22 protein-coding genes are annotated in these 22,154 nt (G+C 69.7%); 8 read left to right on the top strand and 14 right to left on the bottom strand.

Annotation, left to right across the window (positions count from 1 at the left end):
• Positions 1 to 172 precede the first annotated feature (172 nt).
• The gene (locus tag ACFVWW_RS18965; protein WP_386878507.1) at positions 173 to 739 is read left to right on the top strand and encodes a GNAT family N-acetyltransferase; all 567 of its coding nucleotides are present in this window, start codon (positions 173 to 175) and stop codon (positions 737 to 739) included.
• Positions 740 to 931: 192 nt separating this feature from the next.
• Here the strand turns inward: ACFVWW_RS18965 and ACFVWW_RS18960 are convergent, their stop codons facing one another.
• The 9 genes from ACFVWW_RS18960 to ACFVWW_RS18920 all read right to left on the bottom strand — a co-directional run bounded on the left by ACFVWW_RS18960 (position 932) and on the right by ACFVWW_RS18920 (position 11,433).
• Positions 932 to 2,413, bottom strand: a complete 1,482-nt coding sequence (locus tag ACFVWW_RS18960) for a type VI secretion protein (RefSeq protein WP_386878508.1) — start codon at positions 2,411 to 2,413, stop codon at positions 932 to 934.
• A 1-nt stretch (position 2,414) separates the two neighbouring features.
• Complete coding sequence (locus ACFVWW_RS18955; protein WP_384185081.1) at positions 2,415 to 3,860, bottom strand: ATP-binding protein; 1,446 nt, start codon at positions 3,858 to 3,860, stop codon at positions 2,415 to 2,417.
• A 119-nt stretch (positions 3,861 to 3,979) separates the two neighbouring features.
• The gene (locus tag ACFVWW_RS18950; RefSeq protein WP_384185084.1) at positions 3,980 to 5,533 is read right to left on the bottom strand and encodes an SCO6880 family protein; all 1,554 of its coding nucleotides are present in this window, start codon (positions 5,531 to 5,533) and stop codon (positions 3,980 to 3,982) included.
• The gene (locus tag ACFVWW_RS18945) at positions 5,530 to 6,882 is read right to left on the bottom strand and encodes a hypothetical protein (protein WP_386878509.1); all 1,353 of its coding nucleotides are present in this window, start codon (positions 6,880 to 6,882) and stop codon (positions 5,530 to 5,532) included. Before ACFVWW_RS18945 ends, ACFVWW_RS18950 begins: the two co-directional genes overlap by 4 nt.
• The gene (locus tag ACFVWW_RS18940; RefSeq protein ID WP_386878510.1) at positions 6,872 to 7,735 is read right to left on the bottom strand and encodes a hypothetical protein; all 864 of its coding nucleotides are present in this window, start codon (positions 7,733 to 7,735) and stop codon (positions 6,872 to 6,874) included. Before ACFVWW_RS18940 ends, ACFVWW_RS18945 begins: the two co-directional genes overlap by 11 nt.
• A gap of 195 nt (positions 7,736 to 7,930) precedes the next feature.
• Positions 7,931 to 8,239: a hypothetical protein gene (locus ACFVWW_RS18935; protein WP_384185342.1), complete on the bottom strand. Its 309-nt coding sequence runs from the start codon at positions 8,237 to 8,239 to the stop codon at positions 7,931 to 7,933.
• Between the two features lie 295 nt (positions 8,240 to 8,534).
• Complete coding sequence (locus ACFVWW_RS18930) at positions 8,535 to 9,110, bottom strand: hypothetical protein (protein ID WP_386878511.1); 576 nt, start codon at positions 9,108 to 9,110, stop codon at positions 8,535 to 8,537.
• Between the two features lie 5 nt (positions 9,111 to 9,115).
• On the bottom strand, positions 9,116 to 11,008 hold the full coding sequence (locus ACFVWW_RS18925) for an alpha/beta hydrolase (protein WP_386878512.1): 1,893 nt from the start codon (positions 11,006 to 11,008) through the stop codon (positions 9,116 to 9,118).
• Positions 11,005 to 11,433 (bottom strand): hypothetical protein, encoded by a 429-nt coding sequence (locus ACFVWW_RS18920; RefSeq protein WP_386878513.1) that lies wholly within the window; start codon positions 11,431 to 11,433, stop codon positions 11,005 to 11,007. Before ACFVWW_RS18920 ends, ACFVWW_RS18925 begins: the two co-directional genes overlap by 4 nt.
• 289 nt (positions 11,434 to 11,722) lie before the next feature.
• On the opposite strand from ACFVWW_RS18920, the gene ACFVWW_RS18915 reads away from it, so the two are divergent.
• The 5 genes from ACFVWW_RS18915 (at position 11,723) to ACFVWW_RS18895 (ending at position 16,743) form a co-directional block, all read left to right on the top strand.
• Positions 11,723 to 12,184 (top strand): hypothetical protein, encoded by a 462-nt coding sequence (locus tag ACFVWW_RS18915; protein WP_386878514.1) that lies wholly within the window; start codon positions 11,723 to 11,725, stop codon positions 12,182 to 12,184.
• On the top strand, positions 12,181 to 14,037 hold the full coding sequence (locus tag ACFVWW_RS18910; RefSeq protein WP_386878515.1) for an alpha/beta hydrolase: 1,857 nt from the start codon (positions 12,181 to 12,183) through the stop codon (positions 14,035 to 14,037). The genes ACFVWW_RS18915 and ACFVWW_RS18910 overlap by 4 nt, the downstream gene beginning before the upstream one ends.
• A complete protein-coding gene (locus ACFVWW_RS18905; protein ID WP_386878516.1) occupies positions 14,034 to 14,648 on the top strand; it encodes a hypothetical protein in 615 nt (204 codons plus the stop codon). Before ACFVWW_RS18910 ends, ACFVWW_RS18905 begins: the two co-directional genes overlap by 4 nt.
• Before the next feature lie 106 nt (positions 14,649 to 14,754).
• A complete protein-coding gene (locus tag ACFVWW_RS18900) occupies positions 14,755 to 15,735 on the top strand; it encodes an NlpC/P60 family protein (protein ID WP_386878517.1) in 981 nt (326 codons plus the stop codon).
• Between the two features lie 279 nt (positions 15,736 to 16,014).
• Positions 16,015 to 16,743, top strand: a complete 729-nt coding sequence (locus tag ACFVWW_RS18895; RefSeq protein WP_384185108.1) for a phosphatase PAP2 family protein — start codon at positions 16,015 to 16,017, stop codon at positions 16,741 to 16,743.
• Between the two features lie 9 nt (positions 16,744 to 16,752).
• Here ACFVWW_RS18895 and ACFVWW_RS18890 read toward each other — a convergent pair whose 3' ends face one another.
• The 4 genes from ACFVWW_RS18890 to ACFVWW_RS18875 all read right to left on the bottom strand — a co-directional run bounded on the left by ACFVWW_RS18890 (position 16,753) and on the right by ACFVWW_RS18875 (position 20,236).
• Positions 16,753 to 17,379: a sortase domain-bontaining protein gene (locus tag ACFVWW_RS18890; RefSeq protein ID WP_384185111.1), complete on the bottom strand. Its 627-nt coding sequence runs from the start codon at positions 17,377 to 17,379 to the stop codon at positions 16,753 to 16,755.
• A gap of 44 nt (positions 17,380 to 17,423) precedes the next feature.
• Complete coding sequence (locus ACFVWW_RS18885) at positions 17,424 to 18,269, bottom strand: hypothetical protein (RefSeq protein WP_386878518.1); 846 nt, start codon at positions 18,267 to 18,269, stop codon at positions 17,424 to 17,426.
• 138 nt (positions 18,270 to 18,407) lie between these two features.
• A complete protein-coding gene (locus ACFVWW_RS18880) occupies positions 18,408 to 20,000 on the bottom strand; it encodes an FAD-binding oxidoreductase (protein ID WP_386878519.1) in 1,593 nt (530 codons plus the stop codon).
• A 47-nt stretch (positions 20,001 to 20,047) separates the two neighbouring features.
• Positions 20,048 to 20,236 (bottom strand): hypothetical protein, encoded by a 189-nt coding sequence (locus ACFVWW_RS18875; RefSeq protein WP_384185119.1) that lies wholly within the window; start codon positions 20,234 to 20,236, stop codon positions 20,048 to 20,050.
• A gap of 128 nt (positions 20,237 to 20,364) precedes the next feature.
• Here ACFVWW_RS18875 and ACFVWW_RS18870 point away from each other — a divergent pair, with 128 nt between their 5' ends.
• On the top strand, positions 20,365 to 21,192 hold the full coding sequence (locus tag ACFVWW_RS18870; RefSeq protein WP_384185121.1) for a hypothetical protein: 828 nt from the start codon (positions 20,365 to 20,367) through the stop codon (positions 21,190 to 21,192).
• A gap of 139 nt (positions 21,193 to 21,331) precedes the next feature.
• Positions 21,332 to 21,550 (top strand): hypothetical protein, encoded by a 219-nt coding sequence (locus ACFVWW_RS18865; RefSeq protein ID WP_384185124.1) that lies wholly within the window; start codon positions 21,332 to 21,334, stop codon positions 21,548 to 21,550.
• Positions 21,551 to 21,611: 61 nt separating this feature from the next.
• On the opposite strand, the gene ACFVWW_RS18860 is transcribed toward ACFVWW_RS18865, so the two are convergent.
• Positions 21,612 to 21,965 (bottom strand): metal-sensitive transcriptional regulator, encoded by a 354-nt coding sequence (locus tag ACFVWW_RS18860; RefSeq protein WP_384185127.1) that lies wholly within the window; start codon positions 21,963 to 21,965, stop codon positions 21,612 to 21,614.
• Positions 21,966 to 22,154: the final 189 nt, after the last annotated feature.

Genomic DNA, 22,154 nt, shown 5'->3' with positions numbered 1-22,154 from the left:
GGGACCCTGTGGGAGAGTAGGACGCCGCCGAACAATCTTTGTGGGAATGCCCCGCACCGTATGGTGCGGGGCATTTCTGCGTTCACCACCCATTTCCCCGGACCCGTTCGGGGCGAGGCAGCTGGGTTAAATCGCCTTGCGGCCGGGGGCGCGGCGCGCGGAGGATCGGTTCATGAACCACGTGATACGCGCCGTACGGCCCGACGAATGGGCCAAGGTCAAGCAGATCCGGCTGGAGTCGCTCCAGGATCCGGCAGCGCCGCTCGCCTTCCTGGATACGTACGAGCAAGCCCGGCGGTACAGCGACGCGTACTGGCAGGAGCGCGCTGCCGGCTCCTCGCCGCGGCACGGGACCAGGGCCGGTCAGTTCATCGCCGAGGCGCCGGACGGCAGCTGGTCGGGCTCGGTGGCCCTGCTGATCGAGAAGGCGGGCGCTGATGACTTCCTCGGGACCTCGGTCGAGCAGGCTCAGGGGCATCTGGTCGGTGTCTACGTACGCCCCGAGCAGCGCGGCAGCGGACTGATCGGCGCTCTGATCGCCGCGGCCCTCGACTGGGCGTGGTCGGTGGAGAAGCCCCGCCTCGGGCGGGTACGGCTCTATGTCCACGAGGGGAACGGCCGGGCGCGGGCCGCGTACCGCAAGATCGGGTTCGTACCGACCGGGAAGGTCGTCCCCTTCGAACTCGACCCCGCCTTCAAGGAACTGGAGCTGGCCGTCGAGCGCCCGGACAAGGCCTAACCGGACAAGGCCCAAAGGTCTTAAGGGGCTAAGGGCTGTCCCGTAATCCGTGGCGGGCGCACGACGACAGCTACGGCACCTCGCTGCGTTGTCGGAACGCCCGAATACATCCAGTATGCGGACGTCCCTCCGCCTTGCGATGCACCGCATCTGACGCCGTGCGCTGATCCACCACGGATTACGGGACAGCCCTTAGGAGGCAGGCAACTCGTGGTCCGGCCAGCGGTCCCGGCCCTGTTCCCGCGAGCGGAGCAGGACCAGGGCCGGCAGTCCCTGGTCCTGGCCGGTGGCCAGTAGCTCCGGAAGAAGGGGGAGCGGTGCCACCGCGGCGACGTCGTCGAGGACGAGAGTCATTGGTGGGTCGAGCCGACCGTCAGATGACCGTGCGGCCATGCGGCGGCCGTGCTCGACCACGCTTGAGGCGAGTGCGGTGAGCAGCGGCATCGCACCCGGGCGGGAGCGAGGGTCCTCGATAGGCTCGCCCACCACATAGAGCGTGCCCCCCTCGTTCCCAAAAGAATCCAGAGTGAGGGAATCCGTTCTGTTCGGTGTGCAGGCTTCCCGGATATGGACCGAGGAGAGTGCCGACAGCGCACGGGCCGTCAACTGCTGGGCGACCTCGCGGCGTTCGGGGTGTGCGGTGAGGGCGGACTCCAGCAGCCCGGCGAGGCCGGAGGCGGCCTTGGGGTGGGTACGGAGGATCCGTACGGCCTCCTGGGCGCCCCCGCCCTGCGTCCAGCGGTGCACCTGTTTGAAGGGCCGCGCGTCCACGGCAGCGGCGTGCAGCCAGCACCGCAGGAGCGTTTCCGCGGTGTCGGCCATGGCGACGTCCAGGAGGGCGTGCGGGCGTACGGGGGCGAGCAGCGCGGCCGCACGGGCGGCGGCGGTGCCGGCGTCCTCGCAGCCGGCGGCGGGGGACCAGTGGAGCCGGTCCGGGGTGTCGCAGAGGTGCCCGGGGTCGTACACGAGGACGGGGCCGAGCTTGGCCCGCGCGTCCTTGGTCTCGGCCCAGACGGTGGGGTCGGACGTGACGACGAGGGCGGGTCCTTCGGCCTCCAGGATGGCCTGAACGGCGGCGGGGCGGCGGGTGAGGGGATCGCCGTACCGCACGCGCGGCGCGTTACGGACGGCCGGGACCGCGTGGACCGCGGGGCCGGCAACGGCGGCCACGGGTACGGGTGCGGACCCGACTACGGACTGCCGTGACTGCTGGGGGAGAGCCGGTGCGGGGACAGGCGCGGCCGTCGCCACGACGCCGGACAGGGCCGCCGCCGCGGCATCCCGTTCGTACCGCTCCTGAAGAAGCTGCTCCCGCCGTCGGGCTCGTACCGCCCGATAGCGGGCCGTCACACCCAGCGCGAACACCGTGAGCACGGTCAGTATCATCAGCTGGCTTATCAACAGGCCCCAGAACAGCCCGTATCCGGACAGCTGCCCCGGCGGGGTGTCGGGCCAGGCTGCCGCCAGGTCGTGCGGCGTCGACGCCAGTTGCCGTATGGCCAGCGGCGTACGGGCGTAGGTCACGGCCTGCGGCCAGGCGCCGTGCGCGAACAGTCCCGACAGCCCCGTGGCCGTCCAGACCAGCAGGCTCAGCCCGAGCAGGAAGGCCAGCAGGCCCAGCAGCAGCCCGTCCGGGACGCCCCGCTGCTCCTGACCCTCGTGGTGGCGCGCCATGTCACGCGACCGTCGACTCGGATGACTCGTTCAACCGCCGTTGTCGCTCCAGGAGGACGGCCCGCTGCTCCGCCTCCCACTCCGCGGCCCGCAGGTCCTCGGGCAGCAGGCCGGCTTCCAGGGCGTCGGCGGCGTCCGACGCCTCGGAATTCTCCGTCATCGCCCGGTCCGTGAAGACCAGGGGCCGTTCCGCCTCCGTCACCAGGTGTTTGACGACCTGGACGTTGCCGTTGACGTCCCAGACCGCGATACCCGGCGTGAGCGTCGGGATGATCTCCACCGCCCATCGGGGCAGGCCGAGGACCAGGCCGGTCGCTCTCGCCTCGTCCGCCTTCTGGGCGTAGATCGTCCGGGTCGAGGCCATCTTGAGGATGGCCGCGGCTTCCCGCGCGGCCGCCCCGTCGACCACGTCCGACAGGTGGTGGACCACCGCCACGAACGACAGGCCGAGCCGCCGGCCGAACTTCAGCAGCCGCTGGAAGAGCTGGGCGACGAAGGGGGAGTTGATGATGTGCCAGGCCTCTTCGACCAGGAAGATGCGCTTCCTGCGGTCGGGGCGGATCCAGGTGTGCTCCAGCCAGACGCCCACGATCGCCATCAGGATCGGCATCGCGATCGAGTTGCGGTCGATGTGCGAGAGGTCGAAGACGATCAGCGGGGCGTCCAGGTCGATCCCGACGGTCGTCGGTCCGTCGAACATGCCCCGCAGGTCACCGTCGACCAGCCGGTCCAGGACCAGCGCCACGTCCAGGCCCCAGGCCCGTACGTCGTCCAGGTCGACGTTCATGGCCTGGGCCGATTCGGGCTTCGGGTGGCGCAGCTGCTCGACGATGTCCATCAGCACGGGCTGGCGTTGGGTGATCGTCTCGTTGACATAGGCGTGCGCGACCTTCAGTGCGAAGCCGGAGCGCTCGTCGAGGCCGTGTCCCATGGCGACTTCGATGATCGTACGGAGCAGGGCGAGCTGCCCGGTCGTGGTGATCGCCGGGTCGAGGGGGTTGAGGCGGATACCGCCGTCGAGCGCGGCCATCGGGTCCAGCCGGATGGGGGTTATACCCAGCTCCTGGGCGATGAGGTTCCACTCGCCGTGGCCGTCCTCGCCCTGGGCGTCGAGGACGACGACCTGGCGGTCACGGAAGCGCAGTTGGCGCAGGACGTATGTCTTCTCCAGCGCCGACTTCCCGTTGCCGGACTCGCCGAGGACCAGCCAGTGCGGGGCCGGCAGCTGCTGCCCGTACAGCTGGAAGGGGTCGTAGATATAGCCCTTGCCGCTGTAGACCTCGCGGCCGATGATCACACCCGAGTCACCGAGGCCGGGGGCCGCGGTGGGGAGATAGACGGCCTGGGCCTGGCCCGTCGACGTACGGACGGGCAGCCGGGTCGTCTCCACCTTCCCGAAGAGGAAGCTGGTGAAGGCATCCGTGAGGACGGACAGTGGATCTCGCATCACTGGCCCCTTTCGGCTCGGCGGCTATCGATGGCTGACGGCGGGGCTGTCGACGGCCGCACCTGGCCGCACCTCGCTCCACGTGGCGGCTGTCGGTCCGCCCTCGGTGCTGTCCTCGGCTATCGGCGTATGCCGGTTGCGAACGGCAGGGTGTTCACAAAGGCACGGTGGTGCTCGCGGTCGCACCACTCCAGCTTCAGATACGACTTGCCGGCCGAGGCCCTGATCGTCCGCTTGTCCCTGGCCAGCGCCTCGGGCGACCTGGACGACACTGTGATGTACCCGACGAGGTTGACCCCCGCCGCCCCACTGGCGAGATCTTCACCCCGCTGGTCCAGCCGGCCGTGCGCGGCGATGTCGCGCGGGTCGACGGTGCGGTTCATCTTGGCGGCGCGGCTCGCCTCCGCGTCGTCGTTGGTCTTCTCCGTCAGCATCCGCTCGATGGCGATCTCGGTGGGTTCGAGATCCATGGTGACCGCGACCGTGCGGATCACGTCGGGGGTGTGGACGAGCAGCGGCGCGAGGAAGTTCACGCCGACGGGGGTCATCGGCCATTCCTTGACCCAGGCGGTGGAGTGGCACCAGGGGGCCCGGGTTGACGACTCCCGGGTCTTGGCCTGGAGATATGTCGGTTCCATCGCGTCCAGCTCGGCCGGCCAGGCGTTTCGTTTCGTCATGGCCTGGATGTGGTCGATGGGGTGGTCCGGGTCGTACATCGAGTGCACGAGGGAGGCGAGCCGGCTCTGCCCGAGCGGCTGCCGTACGCGGATGTCCGCCTCGGCGAGGCGGGCGCAGATGTCGGTGAGCTCGCGGGCCATGACGACGGCGAGGCCCGCGTCCCGGTCGAGCTTCTTCGTACCGGCGGCCTGGCGGGCGGCGCGGGCCATGGCCTGGCCCTCGGCGGCCAGTTCACGGGTGTAGTGCATGCAGGCGACGAGATACGCGCGGTGCTGCTCGCTGGAGGTGGAGACCATCGACTGGAGTTGGTCGTACGACTCCTGGAGCCAGCCGGGGGACGAGCCGTCGCCGCGCTGCGCCACGTCCTTGGCGTGCGCGTCGGGGTCGGCGGGCAGCGTACGGGCGAGCATCTGGAGCCGGGTGACGAAGCCGTCGCCGTTGGCGACATGCTTGAGGAGCGTGCCGAAGCGGTCGACGAGGGCTTCCTGGTCCTCGCTGTCGCGCAGGCCGACGCCGGGGCCCTCGATCTCGATGGCGGCGGTGACGGTGCGGCGGTCGGCGTGGAGCAGGACGGCGATCTCGTCAGGCCCGAATGGCGCGGCCAGCCAGTTGATGCGGCCGATGGCGGGGGGCGGGCCGATCTCGACCTCGCGGCCGTCGAAGTGCGTACCGGACTCCATGGCGCCGGAGCGGTAGACGGCGCCGCCGCGCAGGGTGCGCTTGAAGCTGCGGTTGATCTCGTACCACTTGTAGAACGTGCGGTGCTTGTACGGCACGTACACCGCGGCCAGCGCGATGAGCGGGAACCCGGTCAGCGTCACGATCCGCAGGGACAGTACGGGCACCAGCAGGCCGCACATCATGCCGATGAACGCGCCGGCGATGATCAGCGCGATCTCGCCGGTCTCGCGGTTCTTGCCGACGATCGCGTTGGGCCGGGCGCGGCCGACGAGATACGTACGGCGGGGCGCCATCGGTTGGGAGTGGGTCGTCAACGCCCGCCACCTCCTGTGCTGTTGTTGCCGGTGCTGTTGCCGCGTGAGCTGTGCGGGCCGCTGGTCGGGCCGCTGTTACGGGGCGGGGGCGGGGCGGCGGGGATATGTCCGCCGCCTGCTCCGCCGCCGGAGGTGGAGCCGCGGGAGCTGTGCGCGGCGACGCCGCCGGCGACGGGGTTGGCGGGCCTGGCGCCGCCGCCTCCGCCGCCTTGCTGGTGGTTGCGGCTGCTGTGGGTCTTGATGCCCTGGGAGACGAGGGCGGCGGGGGAGCTGATGACGGCGGCGGCCTGGGAGCCGTCCGTGGCCTGCTTGCGGTTGCTGCGGGAGGAGGCGATCTCGTCGCCGAAGCCGGGCACGAAGCGGTAGATCATCGCGGAGGCGAAGATCGCGAGCAGGATGATGGCGAGGCCGGACACCACGGCGGAGAAGGCGTCGGGGCCTTCGTCGGCGGAGAGCGCGCCGGCGAGGCCGAGCACGATCACTATCACGGGTTTGACCATGATGACCGCGATCATGATGCCGGCCCAGCGGCGGACGTGTCCCCACATGTTCTTGTCGACGAGCCCGGCGTAGACGGCGGTGCCGAGCAGGGCGCCGACGTAGAGGAGCGCGGCCCTTATGACCAGCTCCAGCCAGAGCACGCCGGCGGCGAGGATCGACACGAGGGCGACGACGATCAGCATGATCGGGCCGCCGCCGATGTTGTCGCCCTTCTTCAGGGCTTCGGAGAAGCCGCCGAAGAAGACGTCGGTCTGTCCGCCGGTGGAGGTCGAGATGACTTCGGTGACGCCGTCGGTGGCGGAGACGATCGTATAGAGGATGAGCGGCGTGAAGGCGGAGGCGAGGACGGTCAGCCAGAGGAACCCGATGGCCTCGGAGAGCGCGGTGGCGAGGGGCACGCCGCGGATGGCGCGCTTGGCGACGGCGAGGAGCCACAGGACGAGGGTGAGGACGGTGGAGGCGGCGAAGACGACGGCGTACTGGCGGAGGAAGGCGGCGTTGGTGAAGTCGACGTTGGCGGTGTCCTTCACGGCGTCACTGAGCTTGCCGACGATCCAGGCGGCGGCGTCGGCGCAGCCGCGGGCGAGGGAGGAGAGGGGATCGAGGGCGTCGGCGGGGTCGGAAGAAGGCCCGGACCGCGCGGACCCGGCGTCGCCGCTTCCGCAGTACTCCTTCGCGGGACCGATCAGAAGACCGCAGGGGTCATTGCTGCCACTCGGCGACGGAGTGGGCGTCGGTGACGGTGTCGGTGCTGCTACGGCGCGGGCCGCGAACAGGAAGAACGCCGCTTGAATGCCCGCCAGTACGGCGACGACCGACCGGGCGCGGTGCCGAGAGCTACCTGGCATAGGTGAAGCCTCCGTACTGCTCGACAGCCTTGCTGATCTCGTCCGAGGTGGAGGCCGCGATGTCGCCGGGGACAGGGGCCGGGCCGTCCTTCTGTGAGTCGGCAGTGACCTTCCAGCCGTTGTCCAGCCACTGCAGATCGAAGGTCCAGGTCTTCCACGTCGTGCTCACCGGGTCCGTGGATTCGGGACCGGACATCCCGATCAGGCCCGTGTACCAGACCGACACTTTGGCGGTGTCCGCCGCGAGGCTCTCCACCTTGGTGCCGACCGGGATCGTCCGGGAGATGAAGGTGCTGTCCTGAGGGGGGTTGCCGTTGGCGTCCAGGCCGAGCTTCTGCAGGAACTCCGCTGAGTACGCGGCGTCCTGCGGCGCCTTGAGCTTGCCCGCCGCGTCAGGCGTGTAGATGGTGTCGACGATGCTGTGCCGGCTGTCCCGGTTGAACATGCCGTCAGAGCCGAGCGCCACCGCGTAGTTCGCCGCCGCGCTTGCCGCTCCCTGTTCGGTTTGGGCGAAGCCTGAGGGAATCGCGCCGTTCTTGCCCGTTACCGGCTTTTCGCCCGTCGCCGTCGTCGGGTCCGCTCCCGGGCCCGACGACGCGCCCTTGCCGCCGCCGCCCGAGGCCTCGTCGTCCCCGCCGCCGCGGTTCGCGAACGCGATAGCCGCGATGAGGAGGACCACCACGCCCACCACGGTGATGAGCGAGCGCGAGCCGCGTGCCGGGCGGCGGGGGCCGCCGTACATGTCGCCGCTTCTGCCGTCGGGCAGGCGGGTACGGGTCTGGCCCGTACCGCCGAAGCTCTCGTCCGTACGGCCCGAGTCGCCGCCGTAGCCGTGCTCGTCACCGAAGCTCATGCCGCGTGGGCCCCCTCAGCCGTTTGCAGTTCCGCGGAGTACGCGTAGTACGACGGTAGCCGTGCTGGTTCCCGCGCGGGCGCGGTGTGGTGACTCGACATCAGGGAGACGCAACCTCAGCCGGTGGGTGCGACGGACAGGTGGTGTTGGAGTGGTCCGGGGCACGCCCCGGTGCGGACAGACGGGGCGGCGGGGCTAGACGGCCATCCCGTACACGATGGTGAAAAGCGTGCCCAGCGAGCCGATGATGAAGACACCGGTCAGCCCGGCGACGATCAGACCCTTGCCCTGCTCCGCGCTGAACGTGTCCCTGAGCGCTGTCGCCCCGATCCGCTGTTTGGCCGCGCCCCAGATCGCGATGCCGAGGCAGAGAAGGATGGCCACGGCCATCACGACCTCGATCATCACCCGGGCCTCGCTCCCCAGTGTTCCGAAGGGCCCCCAGTTCGGGGCGATGCCACCGATGATGGTGGTGATGTCGCCCTTTTCGGCCGCCAGGTACATGTAACTCACCGCCCCTGTTGGGTCGTTCACGCCCATGCCCCCATGGCACGGGTCACGCTCTATCTTCGCTGATGGAACCGCCCTCGTGCGCCGCTTGGCGGGTCTCTTTACCCGATCCCCGCACATATGACCGATCCGGCGCCCTGACCAGGCGCGGACCGGGGTGTGCGCGTACGCATTTGGTTACTCTGTGTATCACGGAGCGTGACTCCGGGCAATGACTGTCGTTGTTACACCTCTGCGGAAGACCGTGCGGGGCTGGCGATATGACGGCCCGTCGGGCCGTCCTCGGTGGTCAGTCGCCGACCTTGTACTCCGGATCGACATAGCAGGGCGAGGTCAGCGAGACGGACAGGCTGTCGCGGTACTCCTTCTCCCACTTGGAGGGGTTCTTGGACGTCGAGGGGAGCAGCAGTTCGATCGTCGCCGTGTGGTGGTCCTTCTCGTGCTCGACGTCGAGCTGGAGCTGCTTGGCCTGGGACTTGGCCGGCTCGAAGCGCACGACCTTCCAGCCCTTCGCGGGCAGCTCCGTGTGAAGCCGGGCGATGGCCTGCTTCAGATCGTCGCTGGACGGGCTGTACATGGACCAGAAGTGACGCACCAGGAAGCCGTGGTCCACGCCCGCGCAGGGGGACGCGTCAGGGGCGCCGTTGCTCGCCTCCGGCAGGCCCGACACAGCGAAGAGCGCGCTGGACCGCTCGCGTACCAGATCCTTCGCGTCGGAGACGGACATGCGCTGCGGTTCGTAGTCCAGACCGCCGTTGTTCATGGTGGAGCATCCTGTCGAGAGGAAGAGAGTGGAGGTCGCGAGGGCCACGAGCCGTACGGTTGCCCGGCCGGCGCTCTTCTCCGCTGTTGCCGTGGGACTCATCTGGCTCACCTTGTCGTTACGTCGTCGTACCGGCCTGTGACGACCCGGGCCTGATTGTTGAGGCTCTCCGTGCCCTCGTCCCAGTAGCCGCTGTGCCCGCGCGAACCGTCCGTGGAGACGATCGTCGCCCCGAAGTCCGGGTTGGTGGGAGTGAGGGGCTTCGCGACGCTGGTGCCGTCCCCGTCGAGGAACGACGGGAGGAGGTCGATGTCCAGCTTGACCGGAGCGTGCTTCCAGCCGCCGATTTCCGGGACGGGGTCGCTGGTGATGAAGGGGATGTTGACGCCGCCGTACGTGTCGTCGCCGATGTACGGGATATGGCTGCCCTTGAGATACGGATCGCTGTCAGCCTCGGCGGCGAAGACATGGCCGGCCGGAACGTCGAGTTCCTTGGCGCTCCCGACCTGCATGCCGGGGCTCCCCGCCACGAAGACGTCGTCGACCGGAAGAGTGCCCTGGCGGGCCGCGGCGCCGACCACCGTACTGCCGTAGCTGTGGCCCATGGCGGTCAGATGCCCCGGGTCGCCCTCGTGCGAGGAGCGCAGCCCGCCGAGGAAGTCGTTCAGTTTGGGTCCGCCGTCGTTGGCGTAGCCACTCTTGGGCGAATCGAAGACCAGACTCTGCGGAGCGTCGTAGCCGAGCCAGGTGATGGTGGAGACGCTCTGTCCCTGGGCCAGGTTGTCGCTGGAGCGCCACAGTGCCTCCATCCGCTTGACCTCACCGCCGATGCCTTCCAGGTTCGACGTCGTGCCCGGCACGTGCACCGCGGTGTGGGTGGCCGTATCGGGGTTGCCGTTGGCGACGATCGCGTGACCGATGCCCTTCGTGTCGAAGCCGAGCAGAAACGCCTCGGGCAGCGGGCGCTCGCCGGCGCGGCTGACCTGTCCCGTTCGGTCGAATCTCTCCTGGATCGCGTCCATGCCCTTGATCTGGGCCTGGAGGCGGCTGCGGCTCTCGTCCCACTTCTCCCAGGCCGGGTTCTTCATGGAGACCCCGTAGGGGCCTCCGTTCGGGTCCTGGATCGTCCTGGGGGGCTCGGGGCCCAGCTTGTCCAGATCCAGTTGGGCCTGGGCGCGGGTCTCGGCGAGGACCATGCGGTTGGCGTCGTCGCGGACGGTGCTGGGGATGCCGTCGAGGGCGCCGACCGAGGCCGGATAGAGCGTCGCGTACTCGTCGCGCTGCTCCTGTGTGAGGCCGTTCCACCAGGCGGCGTTGTCGGCCGGGGACTTGCCCTGGGGGATCTTCGAGTCGTCGGCGTACTTCCCTGCCGCTTTCTGCAACGCCTGGGTGTCCTGGGCGGCGTCGGCGAGCATCGCGTCCGTGACCTTGAGCCCGCCGGTCGTTTTGAGGCGGCGCAGGGCGCTCGCGTACCGGCCGTCGATCTCCGCGGCGTCGCGGACCGCGGCGGAGATCCGCTCCACGATGTCCTCGGCCTTGCCCTTGTTGACGTCGGCGCCGCCCTCCGCCCTGCCGGGCAGGAGGGGGATGGGGGCGCCGGGGGTGGCGGTGCCGCTGCCGGGTGCGAGGGGGGCGACGGGCGAGACGGGGTACTCGACCGAGCCGTCGGGCTTCACCGTGAACTTGAGGTTCTCGGCGTCCTCCAGTGCCTGCCTCAGCTTCCGCTGCGGCGCGGCCAGCTCGGCGGCCAGTCCGTTCAGCGCGGTACGGATCAGTCCGCACTCGGTGTGGATGTACTGGTAGTTGCGGCTCAACTGGGACAGGTCGCCGAAGGCCTTGGTGGCGGTCTCGCCCTTCTGGGTCTCGCGGAGCGTGCCGAGCATCTCGTTGTCGACGCGGTCCTTGGCGGCGTTGGCCCGGCCGGAGACCTTGCCCCAGCCGTCCGCCGCGTCCTCGTACTCCGAACGCTTCACATCGCGCAGCTGCTGCCAGGTGGTCACTTCGGGCCCTCGCCCTCGAAGCGCTGCTTGGTCCTGGCCTCCTGCTCGCCGAACTCCTTGCCTGCGCTCTTGAGGGTGCCTTCGAGCCGTGCGCATTCGTCGCGTACGGCGGAGAGGCGTTCCTTCCAGGAGGTGCGTATCTCGTTCAGCGCGGCAGTGCTGGTGAAGCCTTCCGTGGCGCCGGTGACGCCTTCGGAGGCGGTGTTCATGTCGGTCAGGGCGGTGGCGGAGGAGGTGTGCAGGCCGTTGGCGACGGCGGAGGCGGTGGTCCAGGGGCCCTGGCCGACCTTGAGGTCCGGTCCGCCGCTTCCGCTGTTTCCGCCTCTTCCGCCGCCGTCGACCGGCGTCGCGGCCGAGGCCAGGTTCATTCCGGTGCCGGGGCTGTCGTGGCCGAACAGCTCCGCCCATTTCTCGTTGAGCGCCATGCGCCTGTCCCCCGTAGCGAGCCAACAAAATGCTTCCGGGAACCTAGCCGACCGCCGATCTGATCGTCGAACAAGCCGACTGCTGCTGGTGCTTGTGCCTGTGCCGACCTCTTTCGTACGGGTGAACTTGGCGCCCCCGTCGTGCGGTCGGTCCATCGGCCGCATGCCTTTGCCTGCGGGTGTCTTCGCCGTATGCGCCCCCTCTCGCGCCCCACTGGCGGGTGGAAATGCCGCGTATCCGCCTTTGGGACAGTGCGGTTGAGAGGGTTGAGGAACAGGGGCGTGCGGCATGACGGGGTATTCGGACAGCTGGCAGCAGTTGATTGATATGGCCGGCGGCGGGGTTCCAGCTCCGCACGGCGGGCGCCTGAAGCACAACGGAGGTCCGTGGACCCGGGCGGCGGGAGCGGCCGAGGCGCTGCGTACGGACATGGGCCAGGTGAAGGGTGACTTCGGGGCCGCGCACGAGGGGCTGGCGTCCGGTACGGCGGGCCTGCGGGCCGGGGCGGTGCTGCGGACGGTGCGTACGTCGTGGGAGCGGCGCATCGAGACCGCGGCGAGGGAGTGCGGGAGCCTGGCGGGGAAGCTGCGGGCGGTCGCGAAGGACCAGGGCGAGGTCGAGGCGGCGATCAGGTCGTCCTTCAGGTCGTCCTTCCCGGGGTCCTCCGCGGGGCCCTCCGCGGGGTCCTCCGCAGGGACGGGGGTCGGGCCTGGCGCCGGGTCCGGCGTCGGCGCCGGTGGTGGGCGGTGAGCGGGGTGCTGACGTGGGCTCAGTTACGTGAGGTGAAGTGCTCCGAGCTGGAGGACGCGGCCGACGGCTGGGGCAGGGCGAGCAACCGGGCGGATGCCGCGCGGGACCGGATCGACAAGCAGCTGCTGGCGGGTCTCGCGGCCTCGCAGGAGGGCGAGGCGGCGGAGGCCGCGGTGACGCGGCTGCGGGAGCTGAGCCGTAATTTCCAGTACGTCTACACCGAGTGCGGGCTGGTCCGTACGACGCTGAACAGCTTCGCGTTCGAGCTGCGGGGAACGCAGCGCAAGCTGGTGGACGCGCTGGATGACGCGGAGGTCCTGAAGTTCACGGTCCACGAGGACGGTTCGGTGAGCTTTCCCGCCGGGGGCGAGAACGCGCTCACGCGGGAGGAGCTGCCGGGCGGCAAGGCCGCCGGCAGCGCGGTGCCGCCCCTGCTGGCCCCGCCGCCGGCGTTCACGGGCCCGAGCCCCAACCCGAACGCGGCGAAGGCCCAGGACATCGCCGACCGCATCGCGCGGGCGGTCAGCGAGGCGAGGGCGGTCGACCTCCAGTACACCGGGACGCTGCGCAAGCTGACGGCACAGGACGGCCTCAAGGTCACCGACGCGATGTGGACGGACGCGAGCGGTGACGCGACGGCGGTGCGGGGCCTGGCGTCGGTCTACCTGGCGGACGCCATCCCCGGGGACAAGACCCCTGCGGAACGCAAGGCGTGGTGGGACGGCCTGACGCAGGAGGAACGGGAGGAGTACCTGGCGGTCTACCCGGACCGGATCGGGAACGTGGACGGGATCCCGGCGGAGGTGAGGGACGCGGCCAACAGGGACAACCTGCAGTTGCTGATGGGGAAGCTGGAGGGACAAGGGGACGAGAAGTCGCAGACGCGGCTGGCGGGGCTGAGATCGATCGACGAGCAGTTGCGGGCAGGGGGGAATCCGCCGATGTATCTGCTGGGCATTGGGGACGAGGGGAATGGTCGGGCGATTGTCGCGTACGGGAATCCGGATACGGCGAGGAATGTTTCGGCGTATGTGCCGGGGCTGGGGACGGCGCTGGACGAGGATTTCGCGAAGAACGATCTGAAGCGCGCGCGGGACACGGCCGTCGGTGCGCGGGAGTACGATCCCTCCAGCGCGGCGATCGTGTGGCTCGGATACGACGCTCCGCAGCTTTCCGCTGACGACATCACGGGAAACGCGGATGTGATGTCTGCCGATCAGGCGCAGGTCGGGGCCACCGAATACAACGAATTCATGTCCGGCATCTCGGCGACGAATCAGAACGAGGATCCGCACGTCACCGCCATCGGGCATTCCTATGGCTCGCTCACCGTCGGTCAAGCCGCACAGCGGCCGGGCGGTATTCCGGGCGCCGACGACATTGTTCTGCTCGGCAGCCCCGGTACTGGCGCGGATTCGGCGGACGACTTGGGCGTGGGTAGGAAACATGTGTTCGTCGGCGCGGCGGAGAACGACCCGGTGACGGCGATGCCCGCCAAGGTCGAAGCACGTGGCATGGCGATGGGCGCGGGCAGTGGGGCGGCGGTGGGGATGGCGATGGGGGGTCCGGTCGGCGCGGCGGTCGGAAGTGTCGGGGCGGGCGCGGCCGCGTACTTCGCACAAGACGCGCAGGCAGACGACAGAGAGATCTGGTACGGGACGGATCCGGCGCACGAGGCGTTCGGTGCCCAGCGTTTCCGAGTGGGGGACGGGCCACGTCCGATCGGAGACGGCGGAGGCTTTGCGGCGCACTCCAACTACTTCAATCCTGCGGAAGACGAGGAATCTGCCGATAATATCGCCTTGATTGTTGCCGGACGAGGTCGCGAGATCAGTACTCAGGAGCACCGATGACCAATCCACGTCTCGTCCTCACTGCGCTCCTTCTTGTGATGGCGACTGGATGCGGCGCTCTATCCGATGCTGCTCCCCCAGAAGGGAAAACATCTGACATGGATATGCAGCAGGCCGCTGCGAAGGCCGACGCGATCATGCAGCGGACGCTGTCGGCGATTAAGCCGGAGCTTCGATGGAATCACGGGCCTTCGAACGACAGTATCTGTACCGACTCCAAGAATGACTCCCTGGGGACCGGTTCAGTAAAACGCAGAATTTCCGTCATGACTGTTGTCTCCAAAGAGCGGCGTGGAAGTTTGCTCGGAGTCGTGGAGCGCGACTGGAACGCTCGGGGATATCGGATCACCAGCGTGCGAGCGAGTCGCGAATTGCCTGCCGTCTACGCTTCGACGCCGGACGACTTCCGTATAAGGGTGGCCGTTGGAGGAGGAGGTCAGTTCTTCTTCTCCATCACCACCCCGTGCTTCACCGAATCCGCCGTGTCCGACCCGGCGACCGAGCCGAACACCCCGCAGCGCGAGGGCGACTACCCCCAGCGCCCGGATGTGCACGACGACTTCTGGTCATCCGGGGCGCCTCTTTCGGCGTCCTCGTCATCTGCCCCCTGATCAGGGCCCTCCGCGCCTACACTGGCGCAGACGGTGGCCCTGACATGAGGGGTGTTTGACGGTGCGTAAGGCATGGCTGGTCGCGGCCGCTGTCGGTGGGCTGTGTATGAGCTTCGTCGCTCTGCTTGTCGTCGGGACCTACTCCGCCGCCGCCGGGCTCATCGGGGGAGCCGGTGGGGGCGGGCGGGTGGGGCTGGCCAAGGGGGCCGTGCCGGCGGCGTATCAGCCGCTCGTGCAGAAGTGGGGCAATCTCTGTCCCGCCATCAACCCCGCCTTGCTCGCCGCGCAGTTGTACCAGGAGAGCGGCTGGAACCCCTCCGCCCAGAGTCCCGCCGACGCCAAGGGGATCGGGCAGTTCATCCCCGGGACATGGGCCGCGCACGGGATCGACGGGGACAAGGACGGGGACCGGGACATCTGGGATCCGGCTGACGCGATTCCGTCGGCCGCCTCGTACGACTGTGAATTGGCTGAATACGTCAAGGACGTGCCCGGGGACGCGACCAACAACATGCTGGCCTCGTACAACGCGGGGGCGTACGCCGTCATCAAGTACGCGGGCGTGCCGCCGTACCGGGAGACGCAGAATTACGTCAAGATCATCCGGACTCTGGAGAAGAGCTTCGCCCGGCCCATCGGGCGGGTCGAGCCGTCGCGGCAGGCCGCCGGGGCGATCTACTTCGCGCAGCAGCAGCTCGGTACGAAGTACCTGTGGGGCGGGAACGGGACGCCCGAGCAGGACGGGCGGTTCGACTGTTCCGGGCTGACGCAGGCCGCGTACCGGACCGTGGGGATCGAGCTGCCGCGGGTCGCCAATGATCAGTACAACGCCGGCGAGCATCCCTCGCGGGATGAGCTGCTCCCCGGTGACCTTGTCTTCTTCTCGGACGATCTGACCAATTCGCGGGCGATCCGGCATGTGGGGTTGTACGTGGGCGGCGGGTACATGATCAACGCGCCGTACACCGGGGCCGTGATCCGGTTCGACAAGATCGATACACCCGACTACTTCGGAGCCACCCGGGTCACCGAGGACGGCGCCAAATCGCTGCCGACGAACCTCCCGGCGAGCCGGCCGGCCGTCTGAGGAGTCGGCCGGCCGTCTGAAAACGGACCTGCCGAAAGCTGTCGAGTGGCCGGAACTGTCCGTCCGGCCGAGGCCCTGAGCTGCGACGATGTGTCACTCTTCGATAACGTCATGGTGATCGTTCGGTGGAGAGTGGAACGTACGCGGCGAGTAGGCCGTTCCCTGGACGACAGCTGCGTATTGATCGCGCAGCATGTGCCGTACTGACCACGGGGGTTGGTAGAGGCGGCGCCCACGGTGATGTGGCGCGGCAGGACACAAGGCAAGGGGCCGCAGCAGATGGCTGGACTCGTACTGGATGGGTCGAACCCCGACGTCAGCCTGCTCTATGACATCAACGGACTGGCCAAGGACGCTCCGTCGTGGTTCGACCGCGGCATGGAGTTCGTCGGTGAGTTCGGGATCATGCTCGCGATGGTGCTCGTCGTCCTCTGGTGCTGGTGGAGCGTGCGCAAGCGCGGGTCGGCGGAGGACTCGGTCACGGCCGTCGCCGGGCTCGTCTGGGCGCCGCTCGCCGCGGGGGTGGCGCTGCTCATCAATATCCCGATCAGGGGGTTCGTCGAACGGCCGAGGCCGTTCATGGATCACAAGGGCCTCGAGGTCCTCGTGGCGGGGAAGACGGACTTCTCGTTCGTCAGCGACCACGCCACGATGGCGATGGCCATCGGTGTCGGCGTCTTCGTCGCCAACCGGAAGTTCGGTTTCGTCGCGCTCGGGCTCGCGCTGCTCGAAGGCTTCTGCCGGGTCTACATGGGCGTCCACTACCCGACCGATGTGATCGGCGGCTTCGCGCTCGGCACGGCGGTCGCCCTGCTGCTCACGCCCCTCGCGCTCGCCCTGCTGACACCGCTGGTGTCGGCGATCTCCCGCTCGGCGCGGGTGGGGTGGCTCGTACGGTCGCGGGCCGCGCGTGAGACGGACGGTACGGCGGGCTCCGGCGCCGTCGGCGGGACGCGGCCGCTCGGTATCCCCGAGCCGCGCCCCGACGACAACAACCTGGCCGCCTGAGGCTCTCGATCAGGTCACCGCTACCGCGCTGACCACCACATTCGAGTCCCAGTGGCCGTTCGCGTCGATCACCCCGCCGCAGGTGATCAGCCGTAGCTCCGGGCCGGGCACCGGACCGTAGACCCGCGCCGTGGGGAAGTCCTTCGTCGGGTACGTATCGACCGCCGTCACCCGGAAGGGCACCCGGCGCCCGTCCCCCAGCTCCGTCTCGACCACATCGCCGAGGCGCAGCCGGCCCAGCTTGGCGAAGACCGCGTTGCGGATGGTGTCCCGGCCGGTCCGCACCACGGTGCTGCCGGAGTCGGCGGGGGCGTCCCGGTGGCCGACCAGCACGGCCGGGCCGCGCTCGCCGGGGCGCGGGCCCAGGGCGTACCAGCCGACCTTCATCGCGTCCCGGAAGGCGGGTGCGTCCAGGGCGCCTTGGGCGTCGAGCGCGAGCGGCAGGACGTCCGCGGCCAGTCCCAGCGCCGGGACGTGCAGCCGTACGGGAGCGGTGGGCGCGTCCGTGACACGCACGACGCGGGGTTCGGCGTTGGCCGACGAGGACGCGGGCCGCTGCGGGAACAGGTTGAGCGCCACGGCGATCAGAATGCACAGCGCCGCGAAGGCGGAGAGGCCCCTGACCGCCGTATCCACCGTGAGCCACCCGCCCGCCCCGTGCGAGCGACCCGCCTTCCCGGTCAGCGCCGGCCACCCGTGGCGCGGCGCTGGTGGCGACGCACCACGAGGATCGTGCCGACGGCGGCCGCGGCGGTGGCCCCGAGGGTGAGGGCGAGTCCGGCCATGACCGACGGGCCTGAGGAGTCGGCGGCGGTCAGGTGATCGGCGCCTCCCTTCGCCGCACCGGACGGGGTGATCTGCAGAACGCCGACCGACGGGGAGACGGCGCCGGTCCCGGCCGTGGCCGCCGCACTGTTCGTCGCCACTGCCGGCGGCGCGGGAATCTTGTTCGCGTCCGCCGTCTGGGCGGGCGCCTTCGCCGTAGCTGTGGCCGTCGCCTTGGCCGAAGCCTTCGCGGACGCCGGCGCCGACTTCGCCGGGCTCGGCGCCTTCGTCGAGGCCGCGGTCGGCGTCGAGCCCGTGTCCGGCATGGCCGTGCCGTCGGGGGCGACCAGGCTGAAGCCCGGCATCCGGTGTCCCTTGGGCTGGTTGGGCCGGTCGTTGCGGTAGTAGTACAGCGGGTGCGCGTTGTAGATCACCTGCGGATGGTCACTGTTCACCGCGTTCAGCACGGTCTGTGAGGTCTCGCCGGTGACGCCCTGCGCCTTGGTCGGATAGCCGATCGCGGCGGGCCAGCTGGTGGCGCAGGAGGCCGCGCAGTCCGATACGTCCCGCTTGTCGGCGTCCCGCAGGTAGAGCGGGTTGCCTTTCTTGTCGGCCAGTACCTTGCCCGCGTCGGTGGTGATGAGCGTCAGCTCACCGGGCTCGGTCGGCTTGTCCACCGCCGCGGCGCGGCCGGTGGCGAGGGTGAGAAGGAGAACGGTGGCCGTGGCGAGCGCGGCTATTCGGGGTCCGGTTCGGTCCATGTGTCCGCCCTTGCGAGTCGGTTCTGCCCCCCGTTCTGTTTTCGCTATGTACAGAGCATCGTCAGGCGGCCCGTACGGCCACTTCTGTGGGCCGTACGGGCGACAAGGACCGTCACGGCGCCTGCGGGGAAACGACCTTCACAGTGCCTGGGGGAAATCGAACAGCCGGTCGGGGTCGTACTGCTTCTTCAGCCGGGTCAGCCGGTCGGCGGCGGCGCCGTAGTAGGCCGTACGCCAGCCGGTCAGCGCCGGGTCGATGTAGTTCTGGTACGCCGCGCCCGACGCGTACCGCCGCATCGACGCGTGGGTGCGCTTCAGCCACGCCCGCTGTTCCGGTCCCGAGGTCCCGGGCTCCCAGGCGGCGATGTACTGCGCGAGCATCCGCGACCGCCGGTGGACGAAGGACGTGGCGAGCGGATCCACGCGGTTGACCGCGCCGCCGAGCGCGGTCAGGACGAGCGAGCCGCCGCCGCCCCGGGCCGCCGGGATCCGGGTGAACTCCTCGGCGGCCGACACCAGGACGCGCAGGCCGGCCGGGGAGAGCGACCGGTCGAAGAAGTCCGAGGCGGCCGCGTACGTCTCGCGCCGGAGCGCGCCCCCGGCGCTCCGGCCGGGAGTCGTACCGGGCAGCCGGCACTGCTCCTCGGTGAATCCGGAGCAGCCCGCGTACACCAGCATCGCGTCCTCGTAGCCGCGGCGGCGCAGCGAGACGGAGCTCGCGGGGCCGGGCCCGCCCACGCCGTCCGCGAGGCGGTCGACGGCGTTATGGAGATCCGCCTCGTCGCCGAGGGAGAAGACGGAGAGAGTGGCGGTCGGGGCGACACCGCCGGGCCCCGCGGAGAGATGGAGCGAGGACCAGATCTCGTCGGGCTGGTCGGGGCCCCACTTCTGCCAGGCGTCGAGCAGGGCCGCCGCCTTCGGCCAGGGCCAGCTGAGGAAGGCGGTGACGCCGGTGGGCGCGGGGTGCGTACGGAAGCGCAGCTCGGTGACGACACCGAAGTTGCCGTTCCCCGCGCCGCGCAGCGCCCAGAAGAGGTCCTGGTTCTGCGTGGCGTCGGCGGTCAGTCGCTTGCCGTCGGCCGTGATGAGGGTGGCCGAGATGAGGCTGTCGCAGGTCAGGCCGTACGCGCGGGCCGCGACGCCGTGTCCGCCGCCGAGGGTGAGGCCGGCGACGCCGACGGTGGGGCAGGATCCGGCGGGGATCGTACGTCCATGATCCGAGAGGGCGCGGTAGACATCGGCGAGCTTGGCGCCGGCGCCGATGGTGCCGTCCGAGGCGGCGTTCTTGAGCGAGTCGAGCTTCGATATGTCGATGACGAGACGGCCGTTGCCGCTGGACCAGCCCGCGTAGGAGTGGCCGCCGCCCCGGATGGAGACGGGGGTGCGGTGGGTACGGGCGAAGTCGAGGCACTCCCTTATGTCGTCCTCGCCGCCGACATAGGCGACGGCCGCGGGCTTCAGGGTGTCGAACCGGGTGTTGTAGAGCTGCCTGGCTGTCGCGTACGCGGCGTCGTCCGGCCGTACGAGCTCTCCGTCCAGCCCCTTCGCGAGCGCGCTCCAGCCGCTCGCTCCGGGGGAGCCGCTCGCCGGCGGGGTGCGGCGGGGCGGTGTGGCGGCGTCGTGGGGAGGCGCTCCGTCCGCCGGCTTTCCCGTACCGCCACCGGAACAGGCGGCCGCGGTGGCGGCCGTGACGGCGGCGGCCGCGGCGGTGAGCAGTCTGCGCCGTTCCATATGACGACCTCCTGAGGGCGGCCCGCGCCGCGGTGGGGCGGTCCGCGTCAGCGCGACGCGGCGTGGGAGTTCGCGTCGGTACGGGCGCGGTCGCGTGATCTGCGGGCCGCGCCCGTCCAGCCGCAGGTGCAGCGGGCCAGGCAGAACGAGCCGCGTTCGACGGTGGAGGTGGTGTGGGGTGCCGCCGTGCGGGGTGAGGCGGCGGTGGGGGGACCGGAGGTGTCTTGCTCGCACACACCTCCACGGTACCGGGGTGTCGGCGCCCCGTAACCAGGCCCGGCGTGACGGGGAACGCGGGGCGTCGTTATGCGGGACGGGTGGGGCTTCGGACAAGCGGCGGTCGGGTGTTGGGGGTTGGCAGGCGATGGTGGTGCAGCAGCACAGACGCAGGGGCGTGGCGTTCGCCGCCATGGCCATGACGGGGCTCGTGGCCACGAGCGGCGGATGCGCCGCGGGCAGTGGCGCCGCGGCCGACGACCGGCCCGGCCGTGACCCGGGAGCGGTGCGGAAGGCGGCCGACGTGCTGCTCGCGTCCGGCAGTTCGAAGGCCCGTACGTCCATGGAGATGGCGGCCGGCGGGACGCGCGTGACCATCCGGGGGGAGGGTACGTACGACTTCGGCAAGCGGATGGGGCAGCTCAAGGTCGTCCTGCCCAAGGACCCCGCGGGCGCGAGCGAGCACCGGCCCATCACCGAACTGCTGTCGCCCGGCGCGCTGTACATGAAGAACCGCGGGGCCGGGGTGCCGGCCGACAAGTGGGTCAGGGTGGACTCGACCGCCCTGGAGGACGGGAATCTGGTCACGGGCGGGGTGACCGATCCGCTGGCCGCGGCCGAACTGCTGCGTACCGCGCGGAATGTGATGTTTGTCGCGGAACAGGATCTGGCCGGGACCAGGGTGTGGCACTACCGCGGGGTCACGGACATCCGGCAGGCCGCGAAGGCGGCGCTGCCGTACGCGCGCGGGGCGTTGGCCGCCGCGGCCGAAGGGTTCAGCGAGGACGCCGTACCGTTCGACGCGTATCTGGACGAATCGGGCCGATTGCGCAAAGTCCGGCACCAGTTCAGCTATCTCAACCAGGGGCGTACGGTCGCTGTCGCGTCGACGACGCTGCTGTACGCGTTCGGTATTCGGGTCAGCGTCACGCTGCCTCCCCGGGGCGATATCTTCACCGGGAAGATCAAAGCGTGAGCCCGCCGGATCAAAACAAGATCAAATCAAGCCGTAACCATGGAGGACCAAGGCGGAAATGGTCCGGACGTGCCATGCGCGGGGTCTATCACGCTCCCTACCCTAGGAAGTCGACACCGGCAGGAAGAGGTGATAGCACGTGGCTCCGTTGCGTACGCCGACCGTTCAGGACCACGTGGCCCTCGCCGAGATCGAGTGGTGCGGCGAGCTGATGATCGCGGCGTCGGCCGCGGACGGGGAGCGGCTCAGTCCGGCCCGTATCGACGAGGTGCTGAACGTCACGGTCGAGCGTCCCGTCCCGCCCCGGCCTCCCCGTCAGACGGAGTGCCGCCGCGAGTGTCCGCCGGACAGGACCTGAGGGGCGCGGTCCCGCCGCGCCCCGGTCGTCCGTCGGCGCGGCGCTCGCTTTGCCGGGGCCGTCAGGTGCGGAGCAGACGGGCAATCGCTTTGGTCGCTTCCTCCACCTTCGCGTCGATCTCCTCCCCGCCCTTCACCGCGGCGTCGGCCACGCAGTGCCGCAGGTGCTCCTCCAGGAGCTGGAGTGCGAAGGACTGCAGGGCCTTCGTCGAGGCGGAGACCTGCGTGAGTATGTCGATGCAGTAGACGTCCTCGTCGACCAGCCGCTGCAGGCCCCGGATCTGGCCCTCGATCCGGCGCAGCCTCTTGAGGTGCTCGTCCTTCTGCTTGTGGTAGCCGTGCACCCCGCGGTCGTGATCGGTGGTGACGGAGGGCGCGTCGCTCGTCGCCGCGCCGGCCGCCTCGGTGGTCGTCATCGCGTCCTCCCGTTGTGCTGTCCGAAAGAGGGCTATATACCCCTCGTGGGTATATGATACCTGTCTGTGAGCCTTGGGGCAGGGCCCTGTGCATATCACCATGTCGCATGGGCGACACTGGGAACTTGCCGGTTAGTCGTGGCCGGATGATGCGCCTAGCATCAGCCTGACCGAATCCCATGTAACCCG

It is taken from the genome of Streptomyces sp. NPDC058198 (genome assembly GCF_042882605.1).
Taxonomy (GTDB): domain Bacteria; phylum Actinomycetota; class Actinomycetes; order Streptomycetales; family Streptomycetaceae; genus Streptomyces.
Note: the sequence above shows the minus strand (reverse complement) of the source record. Positions and strands in the feature narration are given on the sequence as shown.

What these genes read in the sequence shown, in the direction of transcription:
- ACFVWW_RS18900 (WP_386878517.1), top strand. Translation starts at nt 14,755, where the DNA reads ATGAGCTTCGTCGCTCTGCTTGTCGTCGGGACCTACTCCGCCGCCGCC.
- ACFVWW_RS18905 (WP_386878516.1), top strand. Translation starts at nt 14,034, where the DNA reads ATGACCAATCCACGTCTCGTCCTCACTGCGCTCCTTCTTGTGATGGCG.
- ACFVWW_RS18870 (WP_384185121.1), top strand. Translation starts at nt 20,365, where the DNA reads ATGGTGGTGCAGCAGCACAGACGCAGGGGCGTGGCGTTCGCCGCCATG.
- ACFVWW_RS18920 (WP_386878513.1), bottom strand. Translation starts at nt 11,433, where the DNA reads ATGGCGCTCAACGAGAAATGGGCGGAGCTGTTCGGCCACGACAGCCCC.
- ACFVWW_RS18945 (WP_386878509.1), bottom strand. Translation starts at nt 6,882, where the DNA reads ATGCCAGGTAGCTCTCGGCACCGCGCCCGGTCGGTCGTCGCCGTACTG.
- ACFVWW_RS18965 (WP_386878507.1), top strand. Translation starts at nt 173, where the DNA reads ATGAACCACGTGATACGCGCCGTACGGCCCGACGAATGGGCCAAGGTC.
- ACFVWW_RS18915 (WP_386878514.1), top strand. Translation starts at nt 11,723, where the DNA reads ATGACGGGGTATTCGGACAGCTGGCAGCAGTTGATTGATATGGCCGGC.
- ACFVWW_RS18940 (WP_386878510.1), bottom strand. Translation starts at nt 7,735, where the DNA reads ATGAGCTTCGGTGACGAGCACGGCTACGGCGGCGACTCGGGCCGTACG.
- ACFVWW_RS18930 (WP_386878511.1), bottom strand. Translation starts at nt 9,110, where the DNA reads ATGAGTCCCACGGCAACAGCGGAGAAGAGCGCCGGCCGGGCAACCGTA.
- ACFVWW_RS18880 (WP_386878519.1), bottom strand. Translation starts at nt 20,000, where the DNA reads ATGGAACGGCGCAGACTGCTCACCGCCGCGGCCGCCGCCGTCACGGCC.
- ACFVWW_RS18935 (WP_384185342.1), bottom strand. Translation starts at nt 8,239, where the DNA reads ATGTACCTGGCGGCCGAAAAGGGCGACATCACCACCATCATCGGTGGC.
- ACFVWW_RS18955 (WP_384185081.1), bottom strand. Translation starts at nt 3,860, where the DNA reads ATGCGAGATCCACTGTCCGTCCTCACGGATGCCTTCACCAGCTTCCTC.
- ACFVWW_RS18860 (WP_384185127.1), bottom strand. Translation starts at nt 21,965, where the DNA reads ATGACGACCACCGAGGCGGCCGGCGCGGCGACGAGCGACGCGCCCTCC.
- ACFVWW_RS18885 (WP_386878518.1), bottom strand. Translation starts at nt 18,269, where the DNA reads ATGGACCGAACCGGACCCCGAATAGCCGCGCTCGCCACGGCCACCGTT.
- ACFVWW_RS18895 (WP_384185108.1), top strand. Translation starts at nt 16,015, where the DNA reads ATGGCTGGACTCGTACTGGATGGGTCGAACCCCGACGTCAGCCTGCTC.
- ACFVWW_RS18960 (WP_386878508.1), bottom strand. Translation starts at nt 2,413, where the DNA reads ATGGCGCGCCACCACGAGGGTCAGGAGCAGCGGGGCGTCCCGGACGGG.